Source organism: Acinetobacter sp. KS-LM10 (assembly GCF_036896575.1).
Lineage (GTDB): Bacteria > Pseudomonadota > Gammaproteobacteria > Pseudomonadales > Moraxellaceae > Acinetobacter > Acinetobacter avistercoris.
On the sequence record NZ_CP145906.1, the window covers coordinates 2,913,614 to 2,934,830 of the forward strand.

General features: G+C 39.5%; 18 protein-coding genes. 10 read left to right on the forward strand and 8 right to left on the reverse strand.

The window, feature by feature from the left end:
- Nucleotides 1–130: 130 nt before the first annotated feature.
- From V5M36_RS13120 to V5M36_RS13140, 5 genes are all read left to right on the forward strand, one after another.
- Complete coding sequence (locus V5M36_RS13120) at nucleotides 131–694, forward strand: LPS-assembly lipoprotein LptE (RefSeq protein WP_338559778.1); 564 nt, start codon at nucleotides 131–133, stop codon at nucleotides 692–694.
- A gap of 9 nt (nucleotides 695–703) precedes the next feature.
- Complete coding sequence (holA, locus tag V5M36_RS13125) at nucleotides 704–1,693, forward strand: DNA polymerase III subunit delta (protein WP_338559781.1); 990 nt, start codon at nucleotides 704–706, stop codon at nucleotides 1,691–1,693.
- A 122-nt stretch (nucleotides 1,694–1,815) separates the two neighbouring features.
- Nucleotides 1,816–3,165 (forward strand): MacA family efflux pump subunit, encoded by a 1,350-nt coding sequence (locus tag V5M36_RS13130; RefSeq protein ID WP_338559784.1) that lies wholly within the window; start codon nucleotides 1,816–1,818, stop codon nucleotides 3,163–3,165.
- Between the two features lie 2 nt (nucleotides 3,166–3,167).
- Nucleotides 3,168–5,147 (forward strand): MacB family efflux pump subunit, encoded by a 1,980-nt coding sequence (locus tag V5M36_RS13135; protein WP_338559786.1) that lies wholly within the window; start codon nucleotides 3,168–3,170, stop codon nucleotides 5,145–5,147.
- Between the two features lie 13 nt (nucleotides 5,148–5,160).
- A complete protein-coding gene (locus tag V5M36_RS13140) occupies nucleotides 5,161–6,576 on the forward strand; it encodes an efflux transporter outer membrane subunit (RefSeq protein ID WP_338559788.1) in 1,416 nt (471 codons plus the stop codon).
- A gap of 61 nt (nucleotides 6,577–6,637) precedes the next feature.
- Here V5M36_RS13140 and V5M36_RS13145 read toward each other — a convergent pair whose 3' ends face one another.
- The 8 genes from V5M36_RS13145 to orn form a co-directional block, all read right to left on the reverse strand.
- Entirely contained in the window at nucleotides 6,638–7,726 is a 1,089-nt protein-coding gene (locus tag V5M36_RS13145; protein WP_338564223.1) for a DUF6708 domain-containing protein, read from the reverse strand.
- A gap of 12 nt (nucleotides 7,727–7,738) precedes the next feature.
- Nucleotides 7,739–8,827 carry a DUF6708 domain-containing protein gene (locus tag V5M36_RS13150; protein WP_338559790.1) on the reverse strand — a complete coding sequence of 363 codons (1,089 nt, stop codon included), beginning with the start codon at nucleotides 8,825–8,827 and terminating at the stop codon, nucleotides 7,739–7,741.
- A 6-nt stretch (nucleotides 8,828–8,833) separates the two neighbouring features.
- On the reverse strand, nucleotides 8,834–11,761 hold the full coding sequence (locus tag V5M36_RS13155; protein ID WP_338559792.1) for a toxin VasX: 2,928 nt from the start codon (nucleotides 11,759–11,761) through the stop codon (nucleotides 8,834–8,836).
- A complete protein-coding gene (locus tag V5M36_RS13160; RefSeq protein WP_338559795.1) occupies nucleotides 11,754–12,434 on the reverse strand; it encodes a DUF4123 domain-containing protein in 681 nt (226 codons plus the stop codon). The genes V5M36_RS13155 and V5M36_RS13160 overlap by 8 nt, the downstream gene beginning before the upstream one ends.
- Nucleotides 12,431–15,061: a type VI secretion system Vgr family protein gene (locus V5M36_RS13165; protein ID WP_338559797.1), complete on the reverse strand. Its 2,631-nt coding sequence runs from the start codon at nucleotides 15,059–15,061 to the stop codon at nucleotides 12,431–12,433. Before V5M36_RS13165 ends, V5M36_RS13160 begins: the two co-directional genes overlap by 4 nt.
- 184 nt (nucleotides 15,062–15,245) lie before the next feature.
- Complete coding sequence (locus V5M36_RS13170) at nucleotides 15,246–16,046, reverse strand: enoyl-ACP reductase FabI (protein WP_338559798.1); 801 nt, start codon at nucleotides 16,044–16,046, stop codon at nucleotides 15,246–15,248.
- A 340-nt stretch (nucleotides 16,047–16,386) separates the two neighbouring features.
- A complete protein-coding gene (locus V5M36_RS13175) occupies nucleotides 16,387–17,118 on the reverse strand; it encodes a Bax inhibitor-1/YccA family protein (protein ID WP_338559800.1) in 732 nt (243 codons plus the stop codon).
- A gap of 392 nt (nucleotides 17,119–17,510) precedes the next feature.
- On the reverse strand, nucleotides 17,511–18,065 hold the full coding sequence (orn, locus tag V5M36_RS13180) for an oligoribonuclease (RefSeq protein ID WP_338559802.1): 555 nt from the start codon (nucleotides 18,063–18,065) through the stop codon (nucleotides 17,511–17,513).
- A 124-nt stretch (nucleotides 18,066–18,189) separates the two neighbouring features.
- On the opposite strand from orn, the gene rsgA reads away from it, so the two are divergent.
- The 5 genes from rsgA (at nucleotide 18,190) to V5M36_RS13205 (ending at nucleotide 21,164) form a co-directional block, all read left to right on the forward strand.
- Nucleotides 18,190–19,251 (forward strand): ribosome small subunit-dependent GTPase A, encoded by a 1,062-nt coding sequence (gene rsgA, locus V5M36_RS13185; RefSeq protein WP_338559804.1) that lies wholly within the window; start codon nucleotides 18,190–18,192, stop codon nucleotides 19,249–19,251.
- A 92-nt stretch (nucleotides 19,252–19,343) separates the two neighbouring features.
- Nucleotides 19,344–19,757: a rhodanese-like domain-containing protein gene (locus V5M36_RS13190; protein ID WP_338559807.1), complete on the forward strand. Its 414-nt coding sequence runs from the start codon at nucleotides 19,344–19,346 to the stop codon at nucleotides 19,755–19,757.
- A 12-nt stretch (nucleotides 19,758–19,769) separates the two neighbouring features.
- The gene (gene grxC, locus V5M36_RS13195; RefSeq protein WP_338559809.1) at nucleotides 19,770–20,027 is read left to right on the forward strand and encodes a glutaredoxin 3; all 258 of its coding nucleotides are present in this window, start codon (nucleotides 19,770–19,772) and stop codon (nucleotides 20,025–20,027) included.
- A gap of 29 nt (nucleotides 20,028–20,056) precedes the next feature.
- Nucleotides 20,057–20,515 (forward strand): protein-export chaperone SecB, encoded by a 459-nt coding sequence (secB, locus tag V5M36_RS13200; protein WP_338559811.1) that lies wholly within the window; start codon nucleotides 20,057–20,059, stop codon nucleotides 20,513–20,515.
- Between the two features lie 151 nt (nucleotides 20,516–20,666).
- On the forward strand, nucleotides 20,667–21,164 hold the full coding sequence (locus tag V5M36_RS13205; protein ID WP_338559813.1) for a DUF4184 family protein: 498 nt from the start codon (nucleotides 20,667–20,669) through the stop codon (nucleotides 21,162–21,164).
- Nucleotides 21,165–21,217 lie beyond the last annotated feature (53 nt).

Consider the following 21,217-nt stretch of genomic DNA (forward strand, 5'->3'; position numbering starts at 1 on the left):
AGATGAGCAAGATTAAGGAATTAAAAACAATTCCCAAACAAAGCCCGTTGTTATTCAACGGGCTTTGACTTTACAATCTGATCTAGAAAATATAGATAAATCCCGATTTGGGAACGACAGAGGAAAACTCATGCATTTAGGCAAACGTTTAGCAGCAGTTGTTTTAACTTTGGGCTTTAGTGCAGGCTTAGTCGGCTGTGGTTTTCATTTAAAGGGAACGAATCCAACGGCGACGCCTTTGGTTTATACCAAGCTACAACTCATTTTACCTGCAACATCTTCAGAGCTTGAAAAGAAACTTAGCGTGTATTTAACCGCAACAGGTGTTCAACTGAGCAATGCTGAGGACGCGTATGTACTTCGCGTCTTGGACTATAAGCCTATTCGTCATGAGCTGAATGGTAGCTTAATTGAAGTTCTATTACGTTTGTCCGTGACTTTTCAAATCGAAGATCGTCTAGGCACTCCGATTACTGAGCCACGAACTGTAACTGCAACGCGTACTTATCAATACAATGTGGCGACTGTAAATACAGATGATCAGCAAAATAAATATCTAAGCCAAATTTTAATTGATGATATCGCCCAGCAAATGACTCGTCAGATTGCTGCAAATCGTCTTTCAAAAGCTCAACCGAATATCCAGTTGCCGATCCAGCAGAATGTTCCAACTGCTGTAACTGAAACTGAATAAGCTGTAACTATGAAATTAGATTATCTCCAAGCTTTAAAACGTGTAGATCAGGCGCGTGGTGCTTGGATTTTGCATGGTCAAGAACCGTTACTCGAACAGAACTTGATCGATGCCTTTCGTGAAAATTGGACTCAACATCAGATTGAGCGTGAACGCTACGACATCAATAATGTTGGGGATTGGAAAAATGTATTTAATGCATTAAATAGTTTATCGCTATTTTCCCAAAACTTGGCCATTGAAGTGCATGGCAACATAAAGCCAGATGCCAATACGCTCAAATTATTAAAAAACTATATTCAGCATAATGAACACAACTTATTGGTGATCATTATGCCGAAACAAGACAGCGGCAGTCTTAAATCAGCTTTTTTCCAAGTGGTCGAAGCCAATGGCGTCGTGGTTGCACTTACAGCAAACTATGCGCAAGATCGTCAGCGTATTTTGGCGCTTGAAGCTGACAAACTCGGAATCCAACTGGATCAAAATGCTTGGCAATGGCTCGAAGCACATCATGAACATAACCTTCTTGCCGCTAAGAACAGTTTGATGCGCGTTGCCGATACTTTCCCTGAGCAGCAGCATATCCAGATTGAGCATTTAGATGAGTGTCTTCAAGACCAGTCTCGCTATAGTACTTTTGATTTAAGTGATGCAATGATCCAAGGCAACTTGGCCCAATCGATCAAAACTTTTCAGTATTTAATGGAGTCTGGCGAACCCTATAGTTTAATTTTATGGACCATCAGCAAAGAAATGCGTTTACTGATGCAACTCTTTGAACAACCTCAAAATGCATTGCAATTGGGTATCTGGAAAAACAAAGTCAGTGTGTATCAGCAAGCTTTACGCCGTTTGAATCCACAACAATTCCTGACTTGGCCTCAGCTTCTATTACGTGTTGATGCTGCGATTAAAGGCAAAAGTAAAGAAAACCCTCAGCACTTAATTCAACAATGTATTGCAGAACTCTGTGGACGTACGCTATTCGCAGTCTAATCCTAAACAGTTAAAATTCACTGTCTCAACACAATATTCCTTATATCATTTTAAAAAATTCACTTTTTATCCTCAATTGAACCTTATAATTTGCATAATTTTTCAGTGTTTTCAATATAACCATGCAAAAAATAAAACCAGTAAAACTCATTATTGCAGTCGTGATCGCCATAGCATTGGCATTTTTAGCTTGGACTTTCTTTAAACCCAAAGATGACAAGCCACAATATATTAGCGCAGCAGTCACGCGTGGTGATATTGAAAACTCTGTTCTCGCAACAGGTGTACTCGAAGCAACTAAAATGGTGAGCGTCGGTGCACAGGTTTCAGGTCAAGTCAAAAAAATGTATGTTCAGTTGGGCGACCAAGTTAAACAGGGTGATTTGATTGCCCAAATTGATTCGGTCCGTCAGGAAAATGAACTGAAAACAGCAGAAGCCAGCATTAAAAATCAACTCGCTCAATTGACCGTTAGACAAGCCAATTTAGCTAAGGTTGAAGCCGAATATAAACGTCAACAAGCCATGTTCGCACAAGATGCGACCTCTCGCGCTGAACTCGAATCTGCGCTAGCAAGTTATAAAACGGCACAAGCTGAAATTATTGCAATCAATTCTCAAATTGAACAATCAAGATTAACGCTAGCGACCACCAAAGAAGATTTGGGTTATACCCGTATCGTTGCTCCAATGGATGGGACGATTGTGGCGATCGTGACCGAAGAAGGTCAAACGGTGAATGCCAATCAAAGCGCACCGACGATTGTTAAGCTTGCAACTTTAGACACTATGACGGTTAAAGCAGAAATTTCTGAAGCGGATGTAATGCGTGTTGAAAAAGGTCAAAAGGTGTATTTCACCACTTTAGGCAACAGTGAAAAGAAACATTATGCGACCTTGCGTCAAGTGGAACCTGCACCAAACTCGATTAACACTGAAACCAATAACAACTCAACCTCGAGTTCAAGTACGGCTATTTACTACAATGCCCTATTCGATGTTCCCAATGAAGATGGAAAATTACGTATTGATATGACGGCACAGGTTTATATCATTCTAGATGAAGCGAAAAATGCCTTAACCATTCCATCATCTGCGGTGCAAACCTCTAACCGACCGCAACGTCAACGTAGTGGCAATGCTCAGGGTGAACGACCAGAAAATACTGAACGTAAGAAAGAACAAAACAGCGAACGCGCTGCAAGCGATCGCCCAAAACGCTTAGAACTGAATGACCAAGAAAAACTTTTAGTCGATCAAGGTAAAGCCTCTGTCGCCATGGTTCGCGTATTACAAGAAGATGGAACTGTAAAACCAACATCTGTGTTGATTGGCTTGAATAATCGAGCAACAGCACAAGTTATCCGTGGTTTAAAAGAAGGTGATCAGGTTGTGATCGCAGATGGTTCTGACACTTCAAATGATGCCGCTAAACGTGGTGCCCGTGGTAATGCTGGTCCAATGAGAATGTAATCATGAATCAAAATCAGCAGCCTCTGCTTGAGGTGAAGAATTTGATCCGTGAATTCCCTGCGGGTGAATCGACGGTTCAAATTCTAAAAGGTGTAAATTTAGAGATTTATCCAGGTGAATTGGTTGCAATTGTGGGCCAATCAGGTTCTGGTAAATCGACCTTGATGAATATTTTGGGTTGCTTAGATAAGCCAACCCACGGTAGTTACAAAGTCAAAGGTCGAGAAACACGCGAACTTGAAGCTGATGAGCTGGCACAGTTACGTCGTGAATATTTTGGTTTTATTTTCCAACGTTATCACTTGCTGGGCGATTTGGATGCTGCCGGTAATGTCGAAGTACCTTCAATTTATGCAGGTGCTGAATCAAGCGAACGCCAAAAACGCGCTAAAGAGATTTTGACCGATTTGGGCTTGGGCGATAAAACTCAAAACCGTCCAAGTCAGCTTTCAGGGGGGCAGCAACAACGTGTTTCTATTGCACGTGCCCTCATGAATGGCGGTGACGTGATTCTTGCCGATGAACCAACAGGTGCTTTGGATAAGAATAGTGGTATTGAGGTGATGCGTATTTTACGTGAACTGAATGCCAAAGGTCATACCATTATTTTGGTGACCCATGATCATAATGTTGCTAAAAATGCCACACGAATTATTGAAATCTCAGATGGTAATATCATTTCTGATGAACCCAATATTCCTGAAACCAACGATGCTCCTCTAGAGAAGCAAGCTTTGGTTCGGAGCAACCAAAAGAAAATTTCGTCTTGGCGTTCTGCAGTTGATCGTCTCGGTGAAGCCTTCCGAATGGCGTTATTGGCTATGAATGCGCATCGCATGCGTACGTTCTTGACCATGCTCGGGATTATTATTGGTATTGCCTCTGTCGTCTCAGTAGTCGCACTGGGAAATGGCTCTCAAAAACAAATTTTAGAAAATATCAGTAGTTTAGGCACCAACACCATTACCGTTTTCCAAGGTCGAGGTTTTGGTGATAACTCCAGATCGTCTCAAAGTAAAACCTTGATTCCTGCTGATGCTGACGCATTATCGGAACAACCCTATGTCGATGGCGTAAGCCCTTCCGTCACCAGTAGTGTTACGGGGCGATTTAAAGACATTGAAGCTTCTGCAACGGTTAATGGTGTCAGTGAAGATTTCTTCTATGTGAAAGGATTAACCTTCCAATCTGGACAACCGTTTGATAAACAAAGCGTCGTTGAGCAAGCTCAAGATGTGGTGATTGATGACAATACCAAAAACACCTTCTTTACAGATGGAAGCAATCCAATTGGCCAAGTGATTTTATTGGGTAGCGTTCCAAGTCGAGTCATTGGTGTCATTGATGCACAAAAAAGCATGATGGGGAATAACGACAGTTTAAATGTATACCTACCCTACTCTACCGTCATGAGTCGTATGCTGGGTCAATCCAATGTACGTAGCATCATTGTGCGTATAAAAGATGAATACCCGAGTGCCGTTGCTGAAAATGCCATATTAAATCTTTTGGTTCAGCGTCACGGTGCTCAAGATGTTTTCACTCAAAATGCCGACAGTATTCGTGAAACCATTCAACAAACCACTGCCACAATGACCCTCTTAATTTCAGCTATTGCTGTCATTTCATTGGTGGTCGGCGGCATTGGCGTTATGAATATTATGCTTGTTTCTGTCACAGAACGTACACAAGAAATTGGGGTACGCATGGCAGTAGGCGCACGACAAAGTGATATCTTACAGCAGTTTTTGATTGAAGCCGTTTTGGTCTGTATTTTAGGTGGTATTTTAGGTGTGTTGCTCTCTTTAGGCATTGGTCAGTTGATCACACATTTTGCCGGTGGCACCTTCCAAATGGCTTATTCAACGACATCCATTATTGCTGCATTTGTTTGCTCAAGTTTAATTGGTATTGTATTCGGCTTCATTCCTGCACGTAATGCTGCACGTTTGAATCCTGTCGATGCGCTGTCTAGAGAATAATAAGGAAAATAAAATGCGTATGAACTTAACCAAACTAACAACGGTATTGATCTTAAGTGGATCGATGTTCGGCTGTGCAGCTATGGTCAAAACACCTTATGAACAACCGGGTGTTCAAATACCCAATAGCTTCCAAAATAGCAAAGCCATCCAGCAGCAAGTTCGTTCTGATGCCTATGCAGATCAGTGGTGGACCCTGTTTAATGATGCTCAACTGAATAATTTGGTCAATCAGGTCTTAATTGCCAACTCAGATTTGGCTGTAGCAGGTATTAATTTGCAACAGGCTCGTATTCTCGCGAGACAGAGCCAAAGTCAACAAGGTGTGCGCATAGGAAACGCAGGTGCATCTGTGGGACATCGTTTTAGTTTAGACGGGGATGGCGACTCTTCTAATGGTATTTCGCTGAACTATCCAGGCTTAAGTTATGAGCTGGATTTATTTGGTAAATTGGCGAATCAAACTGAAGCAGCGCGATGGGAAGCACTTGCGTCTGAACAAGATTTACAAGCCACAGCACAAAGTTTAATTGCGACCACAGCTCGCTTGTATTGGCAGTTGGGTTATTTGAATGAGCGCTATACGGTTGCTCAACAAAATCTTGCAAGTACCGAAAAAACCTATCAGTTGGTTCGCTCACAGTATAGTGCTGGTGCCGTGTCGGGTCTTGATTTAACCTCAGCTGAACAAGCTGTGCAAAGTCAAAAAGCAAACTTAAGTGAGATTGAGCAACAAAAAGTTGAAACACGTACAGCATTGGCCGTGTTATTACAGCAACCTGTACAACAGCTTAATATTGCTGAACCACAGCGACTGCCCCTCAATGCCTTACCTCAAATTAGCGCTGGTTTACCTGCGGATTTATTGTCGCGTCGTCCAGATTTAAAAAGTTCTGAACTGCGTTTGCGTAAATCTCTCGCAAATAAAGATGCCAATACAGCCAGTTATTATCCTTCTATTAATTTGACTGGAAGTATTACTACAGGTGGTGCCAGTACCTCATTGTCTCAAGTATTGTCCAATCCAGCTGCAATTTTAGGTGCTGGACTTAATCTTCCATTTTTACAATGGAACGATATGAAACGTGACTTGAAAGTGAATGAACTTGAGTATGAAAAATCTATTATTCAATATCGTCAAACCTTATATCAAGCGTTTGGAGATGTCGAAAATGCGCTTTCGGCATGTAATGAACTGGATAAGCAAGTGGCTTTACAAGAGCGTAATGTGCAATTGGCTGAAAAAACAGAAGGTTTAACCGAAGTCCGTTATCGTAATGGTGCCATTGCATTAAAGAATTTACTGGATGCACAAGCCACGACGCGTAATGCACGTTTGTCTTTGGTGCTCACCAAACAGAGTCAATACAATGCTTATGTGACGTTGATGCAAGCATTGGGTGGTAGTCCGATTCAGCAGTTGCCTTAATTGATTGAAATAAAAAAAGCCCGAAAGGGCTTTTTTAAAATGATTTAAATTAGATATACTTTTATCTATAGTTCCAACTTAGATAAGCCAGTGTTGTAAAAAAAGCAATCGCCAAGCTAAATAAAATCAATCCACTCAAAGCTATAACTAAAACCTGTGCCCATTTAAATATTAAAGGTTCAAGATAACGCTGTTTTCTTCTAGAATCATAAGCATCATCAATATCAATCTCACATTCTTTTTCAATTCGCGCAGGCCAGTTCGGGATTTTTGAAAAAATCAGTCCCATCCTTCTTAAAAATAAATTTGGCAACCAAAAAATACTATTCAAGGTCACTGACAACATATATCTTTCTTCTGGTCTTTTTTGTTGAACTCTTTCTACAATATCGTTAATCATGTAAACACGTTTAAAGGTTTCTTTAAAAGTTGGCTTTCTATTATAAACATCAAAAAACTCTGGAATAGCTGCATCAATCTTTTCTAAATCATCACCTTGCATATAGACTTTAAAGAACGCTAAATGCTGATCTATAAGCATAGGCTCATATTCAGGTGCTAAATATGGAAAAATTATTTCCTCTTCTACAATATTTTCTGAATTAACTACACTTCCTCTCAATTCAATTTCATCCCCCTCTCTAACAGCTGAAAAACGTAAATCCGCCCAATTCAGCTCAATGATTTTTTGTTGTTGCGGTGAAAAAGCATACACTTTTTGAGTTTTGCGGTTAAATCGAATCGGATAATGGGTATAACCAAATAAATCATATTTCGCCATTTGATAATTGGAATAAATGATATAAACAACACCTAATCCGATGATTAATATAAAAATACTAAACCAATAGACTTCATCTTGCCACCCTCCTGCGGCCATGATACAAAATAAAATTAAACCAAAGATACATACACCCCACATTGGAAGTGCCAATGCTGTGGCACGTCCACGAATAAACTCCCAACTGTCCATCACTTCCACAAAAGTAGAATTAAAACGAATTACTTGACGATGTGGATAAAGCTGCTCGGTTTTCAGATTATTTAGATCAATTTCCCTTAAACGCAATCGACCATTCTTATTCGGAACACCAATATTAAAAGGTAATTTCAGTGTGGTGAACTTGGTTTCGTAATCTTCTCTTAGTATTTGATTTTATTCTTATCTGTAGTTCCAACTTAAATAAGCCAGTCCTGCTAGAAATGTTATAAAAATACTTGTCCCTATTAACCAACCTATAAACAAAATTACTTTATCACTCGAACTAAATACCAATGGTGCAAGATGACGTTTTTTTCCTGTGGAGTCATAAGGATCATTACTATCAATCTGACATTCTTTTTCAATATGTGTGGGCCATTGAGGAATTTTTGATAAATATAGTCCCAGTCGCCTTATTATAATTAATGGAAATATAGCAAATGCAACACTCGCTATTCCATTATCTCGCTCCAAAGGACGGGTTTGTTGGATGATTTCCTCACCATCAAACTGCATATATACACGCTCAAAGCTCTCCTTAAAAGTTTCTTTTCTCTTATATATATCGAAATACTCTGGAATAGATGCATCAATACTTTTTAGATCATCACCTTCCATATACGCTTTAAAGAAAGCTAAATGCTGATCGACCAATTCTCTTCCATATATTTTTGTAATAAAAGGGAATATGATTTCTTCTTCTACTATATTCTCTGCATTGACTAAGCTTCCCCTTAATTCAATATCAAAACGTCCTTCTTGTACCGCTGAAAAACGTAAATCGGCCCAATTCAGCTCAATAATCTTTTGTTGTTGCGGTGAAAAAGCATACACTTTTTGAGTTTTGCGGTTAAATCGAATCGGATAATGGGTATAACCAAATAAATCATATTTCGCCATTTGATAATTGGAATAAATGATATAAACAACACCTAATCCGATGATTAATATAAAAATACTAAACCAATAGACTTCATCTTGCCACCCTCCTGCGGCCATGATACAAAATAAAATTAAACCAAAGATACATACACCCCACATTGGAAGTGCCAATGCTGTGGCACGTCCACGAATAAACTCCCAACTGTCCATCACTTCCACAAAAGTAGAATTAAAACGAATTACTTGACGATGTGGATAAAGCTGCTCAGCTTTCAGACTCTTTAGATCAATTTCCCTTAAACGCAATCGGCCATTCTTATTCGGAACACCAATATTAAAAGGTTGTTTCAGTGTGGTGAACTTGGTTTCGTAATCTTCTCTTAACATTTTTGGTTACTCGTAAATCTTCTCAAATTCAGTTTTTTCGGCAACTTGGGTCCAATTTTTACTTTTTTTACCCCATGCTGAAGCTTCCAGAAAATTACGTATTTCCCGTTCTTCTAAAAGATCAATCCCATAACTAATAACAATGGACACACCAATTAAAATTAAGCCCCAGTAGCCACCACGCAATCCTAACAATACACCTGAACCACGTATAAAAGCATGAGTCGTTAAAATAACTATAAAACCATTTGCAGTGTATAAACCTGTAATAAAGTATTTATCTTTTTGCCAAGCATTATATGCTTTCATCCATTCAACTACTGCTAAAAGTATCGCACCACCATATAAGCCAACTTTAGCTCCTAAAGCATATCTTCCTTGTAGTTTAACTAATGATTTAATCTCACCCAATTGTAAAATTTTCATTTGTAATTGACGATCTAATACATCCGCAATATTTCCAAATGTTGCTGCAATCACCCCAATAAAGCTAGTTCCCGTTTGCAGATTCACCCCTGTCGCCACGCCCTGAGTCGCACCAATTAGAGCAAGCGACTGCAAACCAAATGCAAATACACCAAAACCAAAACCTGTCCCTTGTCGAGCAAAAACTTTTTGGCTTTGCCTTTCCAACTGCCCCAATTGTGTGCTCTCTTCTAAAGCACCAGCCACTTTACTATCTGCGATGACTTGTCCAGAGCCTCTCACTGCGCCTTGCATAGCGTCACCAATTTGCGTTTTAGTCATATTGGGATTGATCTTGGCTAACTGTGCAGTATCCAAATGTAAAACCATATAAACTTTGGTACGCATTTTTCCTAAGCGATGAAAATTTACGTCCGTATTGAAATTTTCCAGTAAAGCTTTTTTTAGATTCACTTTAAACGCATTTTTAGCATTTTTCTTGGCTTGTCGAGATTCGGCCTCATCAAAGTTAATAGGTGAATCGCGCATAATCTGCTGAATAATATCGGTTAACTTTCCTGCGTATGCTTTAGTTGTTAATGTTTTTCCTGAAAAAACCTCAAAGCTTTTCATTGCTACTGTTTTTGCAGCATTAGGGCTTTCATTGGCTCGACCATGGAATACACGTGCAACTGTGCCACCGATTTGCTCGGAAAATATATCGATTTTTAATTTGATGCTTTCTTTAATCGTTTTTACCTGATTTCGATATTCTTTATGCTTGTCAGTACTGCTCTCATCAAAAAATTGCGCTCCTGCAAATGATAAAGTCGTGACCTGATTTTTACCCAAATAATCATTCACCGAGCTCACGTGATCTTGTAAAGTTTTAGAGTCAAATATAAAAGCTCTCAGTAAATAATTCTTCCGATTGTTATAATTGGCTTCCTGTAGCAACTCTGCAAAATATTTCGAACACAACTCAAGCGTGTCGGCATTACCAATAATTCGTGAATTAATGGTGATAAAATTACTCGCAGAAAATGGACTTTTATGGTCAAAACTATGTTCCATATAGTTGAGTAAAAGATCTGACTTCAGCCACTCAATATAAAACTCGATGATTGGCTCTATTTTTGTTTTTCCGTAATTCAATATTTTTTGTGCGTGTTGTTCTAGCCAATCATCCATGGCTTTTTGCTTGAGCTTATCGGAAAAACTATCTACCATGCCGAGAAAGCTTTTTTCATTCCACTGCTCATCAAACTCGGCATTAACCTCTTTGGTAAGTTTTACAATATCTTTTTCTTCAAAGTCAAAGAAGTTCTCCATATAATGTTTTCGTTTCAACATCATATTGTCATGCATGATTTCTAAGCTTTTTAGCGCTGTTTCTGCCTGATCTTCTGTAGGAAACAAAGGAACTCGAATATTTTCCTTATGTTTTTCAGGAACTCCGTCCATCATATTTTCGACACCATAGCGAAAAGCGTTACGTTCCCAAAGGTCTGAATATTTTTCACTATGTATTTTTGCTTTAACTAAACTTTTCAGCTTAATAATCTGTATTGTACTTTGATAAAGCCTTTCTTCATCGGGTGTTCTAATCTTTTCGGCTAAATAATTAATAATAGACAATGTATCTTCTAAAATCCCAATAGGATCATTTAACACAATCATTCTATGAAAAGATGTTACATAGGGCTCAGGAGGAGCATTTTCATCTAAAACTGGCTCTTCAGTTACTGGATCAACTATAGGTTTATTATTTTTATCAGTTTTTATGGCCCTAAATTGATATGAATCTTCACCTGTTTCAGTGTCATCCGAAAACTCAGCTGTTGCATTAAACTCAAATTTTTGAATATCTTTTAATAAATCAACCTCCCAAGGGATCATGCTCTGAACAGTTCTAAAATCTTTTGGCAAAACATTTTCAATACTAATCGTATAGTTATAATAATTTAGTTGATAATTAGTAGGATCAACAACATTGACTTGACTACATATTTCTTTACGTAATTTTTCATCTGTTTCAAATTGATTACAACTTTCTATACTAAGCTGATGTTTTGAATAAAATAAATCGACATTAGGTGAAACATCTTTATCGGGAAATAAATCCAATAACATCGCATTAGATTTTGACTGACCTCTAATAGTAGAAGGGTTTATAAAGCAAATATAGTCCTTTTCCTTAGGCTGAACCCCCATATTATCTTTATCTATTGCACTTATAAAACCGTTAGAATTGACATTATACGCTCGTATATACTTATCATTATAATGACTAATTTTCCATTTTTTCGCATAAGCATAAATATAGCCTTCATTTAGCCTTCTATAAACATAGGTTAATCCTGTAGGTAATGCAGGCAATTCATTAATAAAGAAATCATCAATTTTAAATTTTTCGGAGTGATCCGTTTTTAAAGCAACAGCTATTCGAACTGGATAAAATGAGCCTAAACGTTCACAAGTTTCACAACGTTTACGTAAATATTTATCTGATACTGTATTATCAGTCATTTTTCACCTCAAAAACTAAATATTGTTTTTCCATAAAATCTATCAAAAGCTGAAATTCAGCATTTTTTCTGGAAAATTCTTTTATTTTGGAATTAATTTGATCAAAATTTTTGAGCTGTATCCTAGTCTTCAGATTAGACTTCTTTGAGCAAAATTCTAAAGCACTTATTTCAAAAGAGTGACCCATTAAATCAAATGACCAGCAATCAAAAACTGAACGATATCGCTCCACCCATCGACCAATATTCGGATTCAAAATTTGATAATCTTTAAACATATATAAATGCACTAGCACCCGTGGATCATAGAATCGAAAAAATGTATTTTTATTTATAAGCATCAATTCTGTTAACTGTTCGGCCAAGTCATCTAAATCTAAATCACTCTTGATCAGGTTTTGCACCAAAGCCATTTGATCAAATTTATTGATATATTCAGTTTGCTCTAATAAATAAATATTTTCATAATAATCTTGTAGTAAAGCTGGATTCATTGAATCAACATGTATCAAAATTGGAGCAATCTCTCTTTCTTTAAATACATTAATTGCTAAAATTTTATACTTAACTTTTTCACTCTCATAAATATGTAATAAATTTCTAAATAAATACTGATCATATAGTATGTAATTAAATTTTTGAAACTCCTCGAAGTTAAGCTTATTTTTAATCATTTTATACTCAAACCAGCTTTACCAGTTGAGGCAGCATCTTTCATTTTATATTCACAATCTTGTAGTTGAGGTAAGTCTAATATTGTTTCATCTATATTATGACCTTTGATAAACTTATGCTGCCCCGCCTTCGCTTCAAACTTCCCACCTGTCGTTGGAAACACCCCTGAACCATTCAGTTTTACTTGAGAACCACCGGCGGTTAAATTAATTTCCTTTGGACTGGTGATATAAACTGTATCCTCAGTGGAGATAATCTGTATCCCTTTACGCGCGATCACATCTAGCGCATCACCTTGCGCTTGAATCTCAATCTTGCCTTTAGCTGCATACAGTCGTGCACCTTCTTGTGCTGCAAATAGACTGATCTTTTGGCTCGCATGCCCAATCAGAGACTTTTGCGTGGAAATGTTGATGCTATCGCCCGCACTGTGACTGATCTGACCATCTGCTGATATATGAATATCTTCATTGCTGCTGAGCCCGATGGAATTCGGCGATGCTAAAAGCATAACGGCAGACTTAAACGCATCGGCTTTGGCTTGATCTTCTTTTGCCAGATTTTCGATAAAGCCTTGGATTTTTTCAAGCACTTCAAGCGGATCCGTCTGCTGATTCTTAGCCATTTCGCTTAAGGCTTTACTGTTGTTTAGACTGCTTTCAAGTTGGCTCTTCGCTTCTTTGGCATCAAGGTGCATGCCTGTCGCTTGGTCTTGTTTGTGCGTGCTGAGAAGTAAGCCTTGCCCTGCTCGTATTCCACCCCATTGGTCGGTTCTGAGTTCGAAGCCTTCTCCGCGCCCTTCGCTTTCTGCGGTTTCTTTGGGATGGCTGAGGTTACCGAGGTTGAGCTGGGTTGCGCCATGGCTGTTTTGCAGTTGGGTGCTGATTTGTCCAGTGGTGTCGTCGAATCTGAGTTGGCCAAAGCCTTCGCCTTGGACTTCTTTGGATCTTATTCCTGCCAGTTTTTTGGTGTCTGGCAGTTGGCCTTTGGTATCGAATTTGGTCGGGCTGCGTTGGGCTTCGTGGATGCGTCCCACCACAAATGGACGGTCGATGTTGCCGTCGAAGAAGTCGATGACCACGATTTCGTTAATGCGGGGTAGGAAGCGTGCGCCGTAGCCTTCGCCTGCCCATGGGGTGAGTACATCGACCCATGCAGAATCTGCATCGTTGTTGTTGGACCCTGCCCCACCATCGGCTTGGTTGTCTTCTGCTCGGGTGAATAGGAAGCGAACTTTGACGCGGCCCCATTCATCAACATGTATTTCTTCGCCTGCGGGACCGACCACTTTGGCACGTTGTGGGTGTGCTGCTGGGCGGTGTTCCAGTGGGTTGTATTCTGGAACGGTGGTGATGTTGCGTCGTTGTAGAATCAGGGTGTTGTTTTGGCGTTCTTCGTTGTTTTGGTTATTCCGAAGTGTCCATTGGCTTTGTTGTAGCAATTGGTTGATTTGTTCGTTCAGATCTTTCGGCAGGTTGTTTTGGTTGTAGTAGTGTTTGCCGGTGATCAGGAATTCTTTGTCTGAGCCACTGTGTTGGTCTATTTCGGGGTGTTCGCTCAGTTCGAACCAGTAGCCGACTTGGCTATCTCGTACTGTGGAGTTGGCCGTGAATTGTTTGCTTTGGGCATCAAAGTAGTGGCTGAGGTTTTGGTTGAGCTTTTCGATTTGGCTGTTGTTGGAAGCGGTGGCTTGGTCTTCGCCTTTGAGGTCTTGTATCCATGCCGGGCTAAAGTGCCATGCTTGTTCGAGGCCGAGACTGGCGTTGTCTTGGTTGTTGCTGTGTTGGTGTTTGCTTTGGACTGTGCCTGCGCCTTCTTCTTGTTCGAGCACATCGGCTTGCCAGCGTTGTACGTGTACGGCTGTCGGTTGTAGTGTGCGCTGTCCGATGAAACTGGTGATGCTGTCTTGTTGTTCTGTGGCACTGCTGCGGTGGAAGCGGATGTTGCGGCGTTCGAGTGCAGCGTATTGGCTGTTGTCATCAATTAAGCGGAGTTTTTGTGCTTCGATCGGATGCGATGAGTTGCTGACGTAGGCTTGGGCTTCGTCAATCAGCCAGTTGATGCCTTCACTGCGCATGAGGCGTGTCAGGAAGTCGTAGTCGCTTTCGTTGCTTTGCATGATGAAAGGACGGATGTCGTATTGGTTTTTAAGTCCACTGAGGTCTAAGCTTAAGCTAGAAGCAAACAGTGGGCTTTTTTTCTGCCACTCTTGGAACAGGGTTTCAACCACATCTACCGCAGATTTGTTCATGAATACGCGGCTGTTACGGCGTTTGTGCCACAGAGCGGTTGGGTCTGATAGTGTTAGTTTGTAGAGGGTCAGTGATCCATCGCTTTGGCCTTGTGCGGCTGCGGTAATAATCCCTGTAGTGCGAAAGAGTGTGCCTTTGTCGGTCACTTGGTCTATCGCCACTTGGCTGCCAATGAATTGTTTGAGTGGGATAGTCGCATCGGTCGACAGACAGATCAGCTCTGCCGTTGAACCTTGGTTCAGTGCGTGTTGTCCGTCTATGCGTTGTAGAAAGACGTCGCTGTTCAGCGCAGGATTAGAAAATTGTACGTGTAGTGCACGTTTTTGAGCGCTTAACCCCAATTGCTCTAGTGCCGAAAATATATTGGCAAGCATAATTATTATCTATATCAAAGAAAGTTTTTAATCCCCTTCATTTAAACAAAAAACCCCTAAAGGAAATAGGGTTTAAATCACCTAAGTTGTTTAAATATGTAAAAAAGTCGACACTCTAGTGCCGACTTTCTATTCATTGTTACTTTTTAAACTCATTTCTTAAACGTAGTGTTTAAAATGCGTCCTAATCAAGCATTAACTCTGCGCTCATACCCACAGTATTAAAGCCTGCATCGACATACATGATTTCACCTGTAATACCATTTGCCCAAGGAGAGCATAGGAATAATGCAGCATTACCCACATCTTCAATGGTCACATTGCGTTTTAGTGGTGAAATTTTCTCATTTACATCCAGCATTTTACGGAAAGATTTAATGCCTGAAGCTGCCAAAGTACGGATTGGACCTGCAGAAATCGCGTTCACACGAATTCCTTCTGCACCTAAGCTTGTCGCCAAATAACGTACGCCCGCTTCTAAAGATGCTTTTGCCATACCCATAACGTTGTAGTTCGGCATAACACGCTCAGAACCTTGATAAGTCAACGTCAATAAACAACCTTGACGTACTTTCAGCAATGGTTTTGCAGCACGAGCCATGGCAATAAAGCTATAAGCACTGATGTCATGCGCGATTTTAAAACCGTCACGATCGGTAACATCGGTAAAGTCACCATCTAAAGTATGTGCTGGCGCAAAACCAATTGAATGAACTACACCGTCCAAACCATCCCAATGCTTTGCAAGTTCTACAAACGCTTGGTCAATGTCAGCATCTACAGCAACATCACAAGGAAACACTAATTTTGAACCAAATTGTTCTGCAAAATCGTCTACACGTTTTTTTAATTTTTCATTTGGATAGGTGAATGCGAGTTCCGCACCTTCGCGATGTAACGCTTCTGCAATACCAAAAGCAATCGATAATTTGCTTGCAATACCTGCGATTAAAAAACGCTTACCCGCTAATAATCCTTGTGCCATGTGACTCTCACTCAAAAATAATTTTCATGTATGATGCCAAGTCTAAAGCATTTCTGAAATTGCATAATGCGCCTATTTTTAATTTATTTTAAAATCTAGATTCAATCCACGTCTGCTTCACTCTTTTTATGCTGATCGAAACAGCATAAAAAAGACCAAGCGAATAATCACTTGGTCTTTGATATCTTGGTCTTTAATACATAGCTATTTTTTTGATAGATATGGTTTTTTTGGTAGATATCGTTTTTTGATAGCTTAGGATTGACCTATAACGATTTAGGTAAATGCAAAATCAGTTAAATGTTGAACCAGCTGAATGCATTACGCTAAATAAATCGAATTAATCATCACTTAAAAAGCCAATTAAACGTAAGAATGAAAAATACATCCACACCAATGTCGCCAGTAATGCGATACCGCACAACCATTCCATTGATTTAGGTGCTTGCTGGGCAGCTGCAGACTCAATCAAATCAAAATCTAAAATTAAGCTTAATGATGCAATCACAGCAACGAATGCCGCAAAACCAATCCCTAACCAATTATTTTCAAAAACATATGGAATACTAGAAGCAAAAGCCAAACTCATGATGAATTGCACAACAAAAACCAAGGCAATGGCAATTGAAGCTGAAATAATGACCGATTTAAATTTTTCAGTCGCACGAATGATTTTCGCGCGGTACAAGCCAAACATCACCAAGCTGGTGATAAAGGTTGCCAATAATGCTTTAACAGGAACACCCGGATATTTCATTTGGAAAATCATTGAAATACCGCCTAGAAATGCACCTTGAAACAATGCATACGGAACCGCTAAAGTCGGTGCAGTATTGGGTTTAAATGTGGTCACTAGAGCCAAAATAAAACCACCAATAGCACCAACCAGTGCTGCGCCATACGCAATCGACATATTCATGGTCAATAGACAGTATAAGAACACCGCAATACCAACGACTGCTGCAATAACTGAGAGCAAAACTGATTTTTGGATTGCGCCTTGAACCGTCATCGGTTGGCTCAAATCACTATAGGTTTCAACGCGGGTTAAAATAGGATTATTACTTTGCATAATTTTTCTCTTTTAATTGAATTCAAGCGCCTTAAATCAGGTCTATATCACTAAAACCATGTCTAAATTACTAAACAATCATGGAAGATATTTTGATATTTCATCATGGATTGAGTATCGAGCCTAATTCTTTTTGTAATCTATATTTATTCTTTTGCGACTCATCTTATTTAATTCATCGCAGATCTAAGTACATTTCAATTGATAACGGACATCCGACGCACATTTAGACGTACTTCTCAATCAGATCTGACCTCTGTTTTAAACCAATCAACACACAAAATATACCGCGAAATTTTGAAATTAAAAAGAGACTCTGATATCTCTTTTTAATTTAGTCATTTTAAACAAATTTAAATTGCTTAAATGAGGTACTCATTAGAAATGAAAAATTAAGCATTCGATATAAAGAAATATTGACGATAGTATTTTAACTCAGCGATTGAGTCACGAATGTCATCCATCGCAAGATGCGAGGCATTTTTCTTTAAGCCACTCATAATCTCTGGACGCCAGCGTTTCGCCAACTCTTTAACAGAAGACACATCCAAATTACGATAATGAAAATACTGTTCCAACTCAGGCATTAAACGATGCATAAAACGACGATCTTGGCAGATTGAGTTACCACACATCGGAGACGTTTTAGGGTCTACCCATTTTTTCAAAAATTCAATAGTCTGTTGTTCAGCATCTTGTGCTGTCAACTTACTACGGCGAACACGTTCGATTAAGCCAGACTGACCATGTTGTTTGGTGTTCCACTCATCCATCGCATTCAAAGTAATGTTCGATTGGTGAATGGCAAGCACTGGACCTTCAGCGAGAATATTTAAGTTGTCGTCAGTGACAATCGTCGCAATTTCGATGATTTTGTCATTATCTGTATCCAAACCTGTCATCTCAAGGTCGATCCAAATTAAGCGTGTATCAGGCGTGCTGCTCATAAACTACAATCTTATGGGTTTAAATAAAGATCAATACTAGCAAATTAAACAGATCTTGGCTGTAATTCCCTTGCTCATCATGCTATTTTTGCCTTCTTAATTTCATGGTTTGATCAGGTTATGAATGGCTTTAATTCGTAAACGTCGCTTAACTGAACAGCAGCAACGCCGCATTCAGAAACAACATAAGACACGTCAAGAAGACTTAGATACGTCTGATGACTTAGAAGGTCTTGTCGTACAACATTATGGACGCCAACTCGAAGTACAAGCACTTTCAGTTCCCCAAGAGCATCCTATTCAACCTGAAGTGAAAGACGGTGAACCTGATCCGTTCTGGAAACCGATTGAACTCGGTAGTGTTTGGCGTTGTCACACACGTACCAATCTAGAACTTTTAGTGACGGGTGACCGAGTTAAATGGCAAGCAGACCCAAATACGGGCTTGGGTATTATTACCGCCATTCAACCGCGTCGTTCTTTACTGACACGTCCGGACCGTTATCACAAAGTTAAACCTGTTGCAGCGAACATCAGTTTGATCGTGATTGTGATTGCACCCTTACCTGAACCTGCTCCAACACTGATTGACCGCTATTTAGTGGCCTGTGCAGATGCAGATATCCCTGCCTTATTGGTGCTCAACAAATGCGATTTGTTGCTGGAAAATGATGATCCTCGACTCAAATTGGTCGAAGAATATCAATCTCTGGGTTATGAGGTGATGCTCACACAAGCCAATAGTGATTTCTCTGAACTTAAAACACGTTTAGACAATGAAACTGTTGCATTTGTGGGACAGTCTGGTGTCGGTAAAAGCACCATGATCAATGCCATCGTTCCGGATGCCGCGCAGAAAACCAATATTATTTCAGAAAACTCAGCTTTAGGTCAGCACACCACCACGTCTACACGCTTAATTCGTTTTGGTGAAAATGGTGCTTTAATTGACTCTCCAGGAATACGTGAATTTGGTTTGTGGCATTTAGATTACGACAAAATTGACCACGGTTTCCCTGAGATTTCAGCGTTCATTGGACATTGCCAATACCGTAACTGTACCCATACGCATGAAAAACAATGCGCAATTAAACAAGCGGTTGTAGAGAATAAAGTTTTAGCCCGACGTTTAGACAGTTATTTACGCTTGGTCGATGAAATTACTGAGGCGCAACAAAAAAATTAGTTTTCTTTGTGAGAAGCCTTGAAGCAGTGATTTTGATCACCATATATATACGCTATACTCAACGCAGTTTTTAATTTGTAATTAGGTGATTTGTGGAACGTTTGTTCGAATTTATGGGGAATCACCCCTTTTTGTTTGCAATTTTAGCCGCTTTAATTGTGTTGTTCTTCGTGTTTGAAGGTCAACGCAATGGTCGTAAAATTTCACCACAATCACTGGGCATTTTAGTGAAAGCTAAAAATGCGATGTTGATTGACCTACGTGATGCCAAAGATTTTCGTGAAGGTCATGTCAGTGGTAGCCGCAACATTCCATATAGCCAAATTTCGAGCCATATTGAAGAATTAAAAACTGCAGATCGTCCTTTAGTGTTCATTTGCAACTTAGGTCAAGTCGCAGGTACTGCACTTCAACAAGTAGGTCATGCAGACAGTTACCGCTTAGACGGCGGAATCAGTAACTGGAAAGCACAAGGTCTACCATTGGTTAAAGCGAAGAAAGCTTAAGGAATATTTAATATGACTGCTCAAGTGACTGTTTATTCAACTAATATGTGCCCATACTGTGTTCGCGCTAAACAGCTTTTAGAACGCAAAGGCATTGAATACAAAGAAGTTAACTTATCTAAAGAAGCACCGGAAGTACGTCTTGAACTGATGCAAAAGACGAATTATCGTACCGTGCCACAGATTTTCATTAAAGAACAATTCATCGGTGGTTTCGACCAACTTTATGCTTTAGAGCGTGAAGGTAAACTTGACGAATTATTGGCATAAATCACTTTTTAAAATTGAAGGAATAAAGAATGAGTGAAGAACAACAAGCTCAACCACAACTTGCATTAGAACGTATTTACACTAAAGATTTATCTTTTGAAGTACCTGGGGCAAGTGTTTTTACCAAAGAATGGCAACCTGAGTTGAACATCAACTTATCTTCTGCTGCAGAAAAAGTTGATCCAACCCATTTTGAAGTCTCTTTGAAAGTGGTTGTTCAAGCGACTAACGCGGGCGAGACAGCATTTATTGTCGATGTAACTCAATCGGGTATTTTCTTGATCGATGGTGTTGAAGAAGAACGTCTTCCTTACATTCTTGGCGCTTACTGCCCGAACATTTTGTTCCCATTCCTTCGTGAAGCGGTAAATGACCTTGTGACTAAAGGTAGCTTCCCTCAATTGCTTCTTACGCCTATCAATTTTGATGCGGAATTTGAAGCAAATCTGCAACGCGCTCAAGGCGCTGATGCTGAAGGTCAAGCTTAAGCTTTATTGCTTTCAAAAAACCACAGTCTTGACTGTGGTTTTTTTATCTCTTATTTTATCCTTAAAGTCATTCAAAGCCTTTTTCTAATTTATTGCAACTTATTCTGTCCATTTCTACTTCAACATTAATACAATAAAAATCGAGAAAAATATGCCCTTTACCGTACTGCATTTGGGAATAGGCACCAGCTTTAAAGCAGTTCAAACTCAGCGATTCAGTTTGATGATTTTTGCAGGTACTCAAGTTCTCATGGATATCGAGCCTTTGATGGGGCTTATTTTAAAGTGGAATACCTTACATCTTTATACGCATAATCTTTTAGGTGCATTACTGATAGCAGGACTTGCCACTATATTGGGACGTCCAATCAGCCAATTTGTTTTAGAAAAATTAAGCATTAAAAATTGTAAAATCACATGGAACGTAGCATTGTTTAGCGCTTTTATCGGCAGTTTCAGCCATATTTTATTGGATGCACTCATGCATCAAGACATGTATCCATTCTTCCCACTGAGCATGAAAAATCCTCTGCTTGATCTGATCAACTACAAGGCAATTTTTTGGGGATGCATTCTGAGTATTGTGATTGGACTGATCATTACCATCCTAAGACTGAGGCAAACCCAGAATCAATCAGCAAAACCATAGACTTTGAATAAACGAAAAAAAGGAAAAAGACCGCTTAAAGCGGTCTTTTTTAT

Bases quoted from the DNA above. Each gene is read 5' to 3' on its own strand.
- V5M36_RS13120 (WP_338559778.1), top strand. From the start codon at position 131: ATGCATTTAGGCAAACGTTTAGCAGCAGTTGTTTTAACTTTGGGCTTT.
- holA (WP_338559781.1), top strand. From the start codon at position 704: ATGAAATTAGATTATCTCCAAGCTTTAAAACGTGTAGATCAGGCGCGT.
- V5M36_RS13130 (WP_338559784.1), top strand. From the start codon at position 1,816: ATGCAAAAAATAAAACCAGTAAAACTCATTATTGCAGTCGTGATCGCC.
- V5M36_RS13135 (WP_338559786.1), top strand. From the start codon at position 3,168: ATGAATCAAAATCAGCAGCCTCTGCTTGAGGTGAAGAATTTGATCCGT.
- V5M36_RS13140 (WP_338559788.1), top strand. From the start codon at position 5,161: ATGCGTATGAACTTAACCAAACTAACAACGGTATTGATCTTAAGTGGA.
- V5M36_RS13150 (WP_338559790.1), bottom strand. From the start codon at position 8,827: ATGTTAAGAGAAGATTACGAAACCAAGTTCACCACACTGAAACAACCT.
- V5M36_RS13155 (WP_338559792.1), bottom strand. From the start codon at position 11,761: ATGACTGATAATACAGTATCAGATAAATATTTACGTAAACGTTGTGAA.
- V5M36_RS13160 (WP_338559795.1), bottom strand. From the start codon at position 12,434: ATGATTAAAAATAAGCTTAACTTCGAGGAGTTTCAAAAATTTAATTAC.
- V5M36_RS13165 (WP_338559797.1), bottom strand. From the start codon at position 15,061: ATGCTTGCCAATATATTTTCGGCACTAGAGCAATTGGGGTTAAGCGCT.
- V5M36_RS13170 (WP_338559798.1), bottom strand. From the start codon at position 16,046: ATGGCACAAGGATTATTAGCGGGTAAGCGTTTTTTAATCGCAGGTATT.
- V5M36_RS13175 (WP_338559800.1), bottom strand. From the start codon at position 17,118: ATGCAAAGTAATAATCCTATTTTAACCCGCGTTGAAACCTATAGTGAT.
- orn (WP_338559802.1), bottom strand. From the start codon at position 18,065: ATGAGCAGCACGCCTGATACACGCTTAATTTGGATCGACCTTGAGATG.
- rsgA (WP_338559804.1), top strand. From the start codon at position 18,190: ATGGCTTTAATTCGTAAACGTCGCTTAACTGAACAGCAGCAACGCCGC.
- grxC (WP_338559809.1), top strand. From the start codon at position 19,770: ATGACTGCTCAAGTGACTGTTTATTCAACTAATATGTGCCCATACTGT.
- secB (WP_338559811.1), top strand. From the start codon at position 20,057: ATGAGTGAAGAACAACAAGCTCAACCACAACTTGCATTAGAACGTATT.
- V5M36_RS13205 (WP_338559813.1), top strand. From the start codon at position 20,667: ATGCCCTTTACCGTACTGCATTTGGGAATAGGCACCAGCTTTAAAGCA.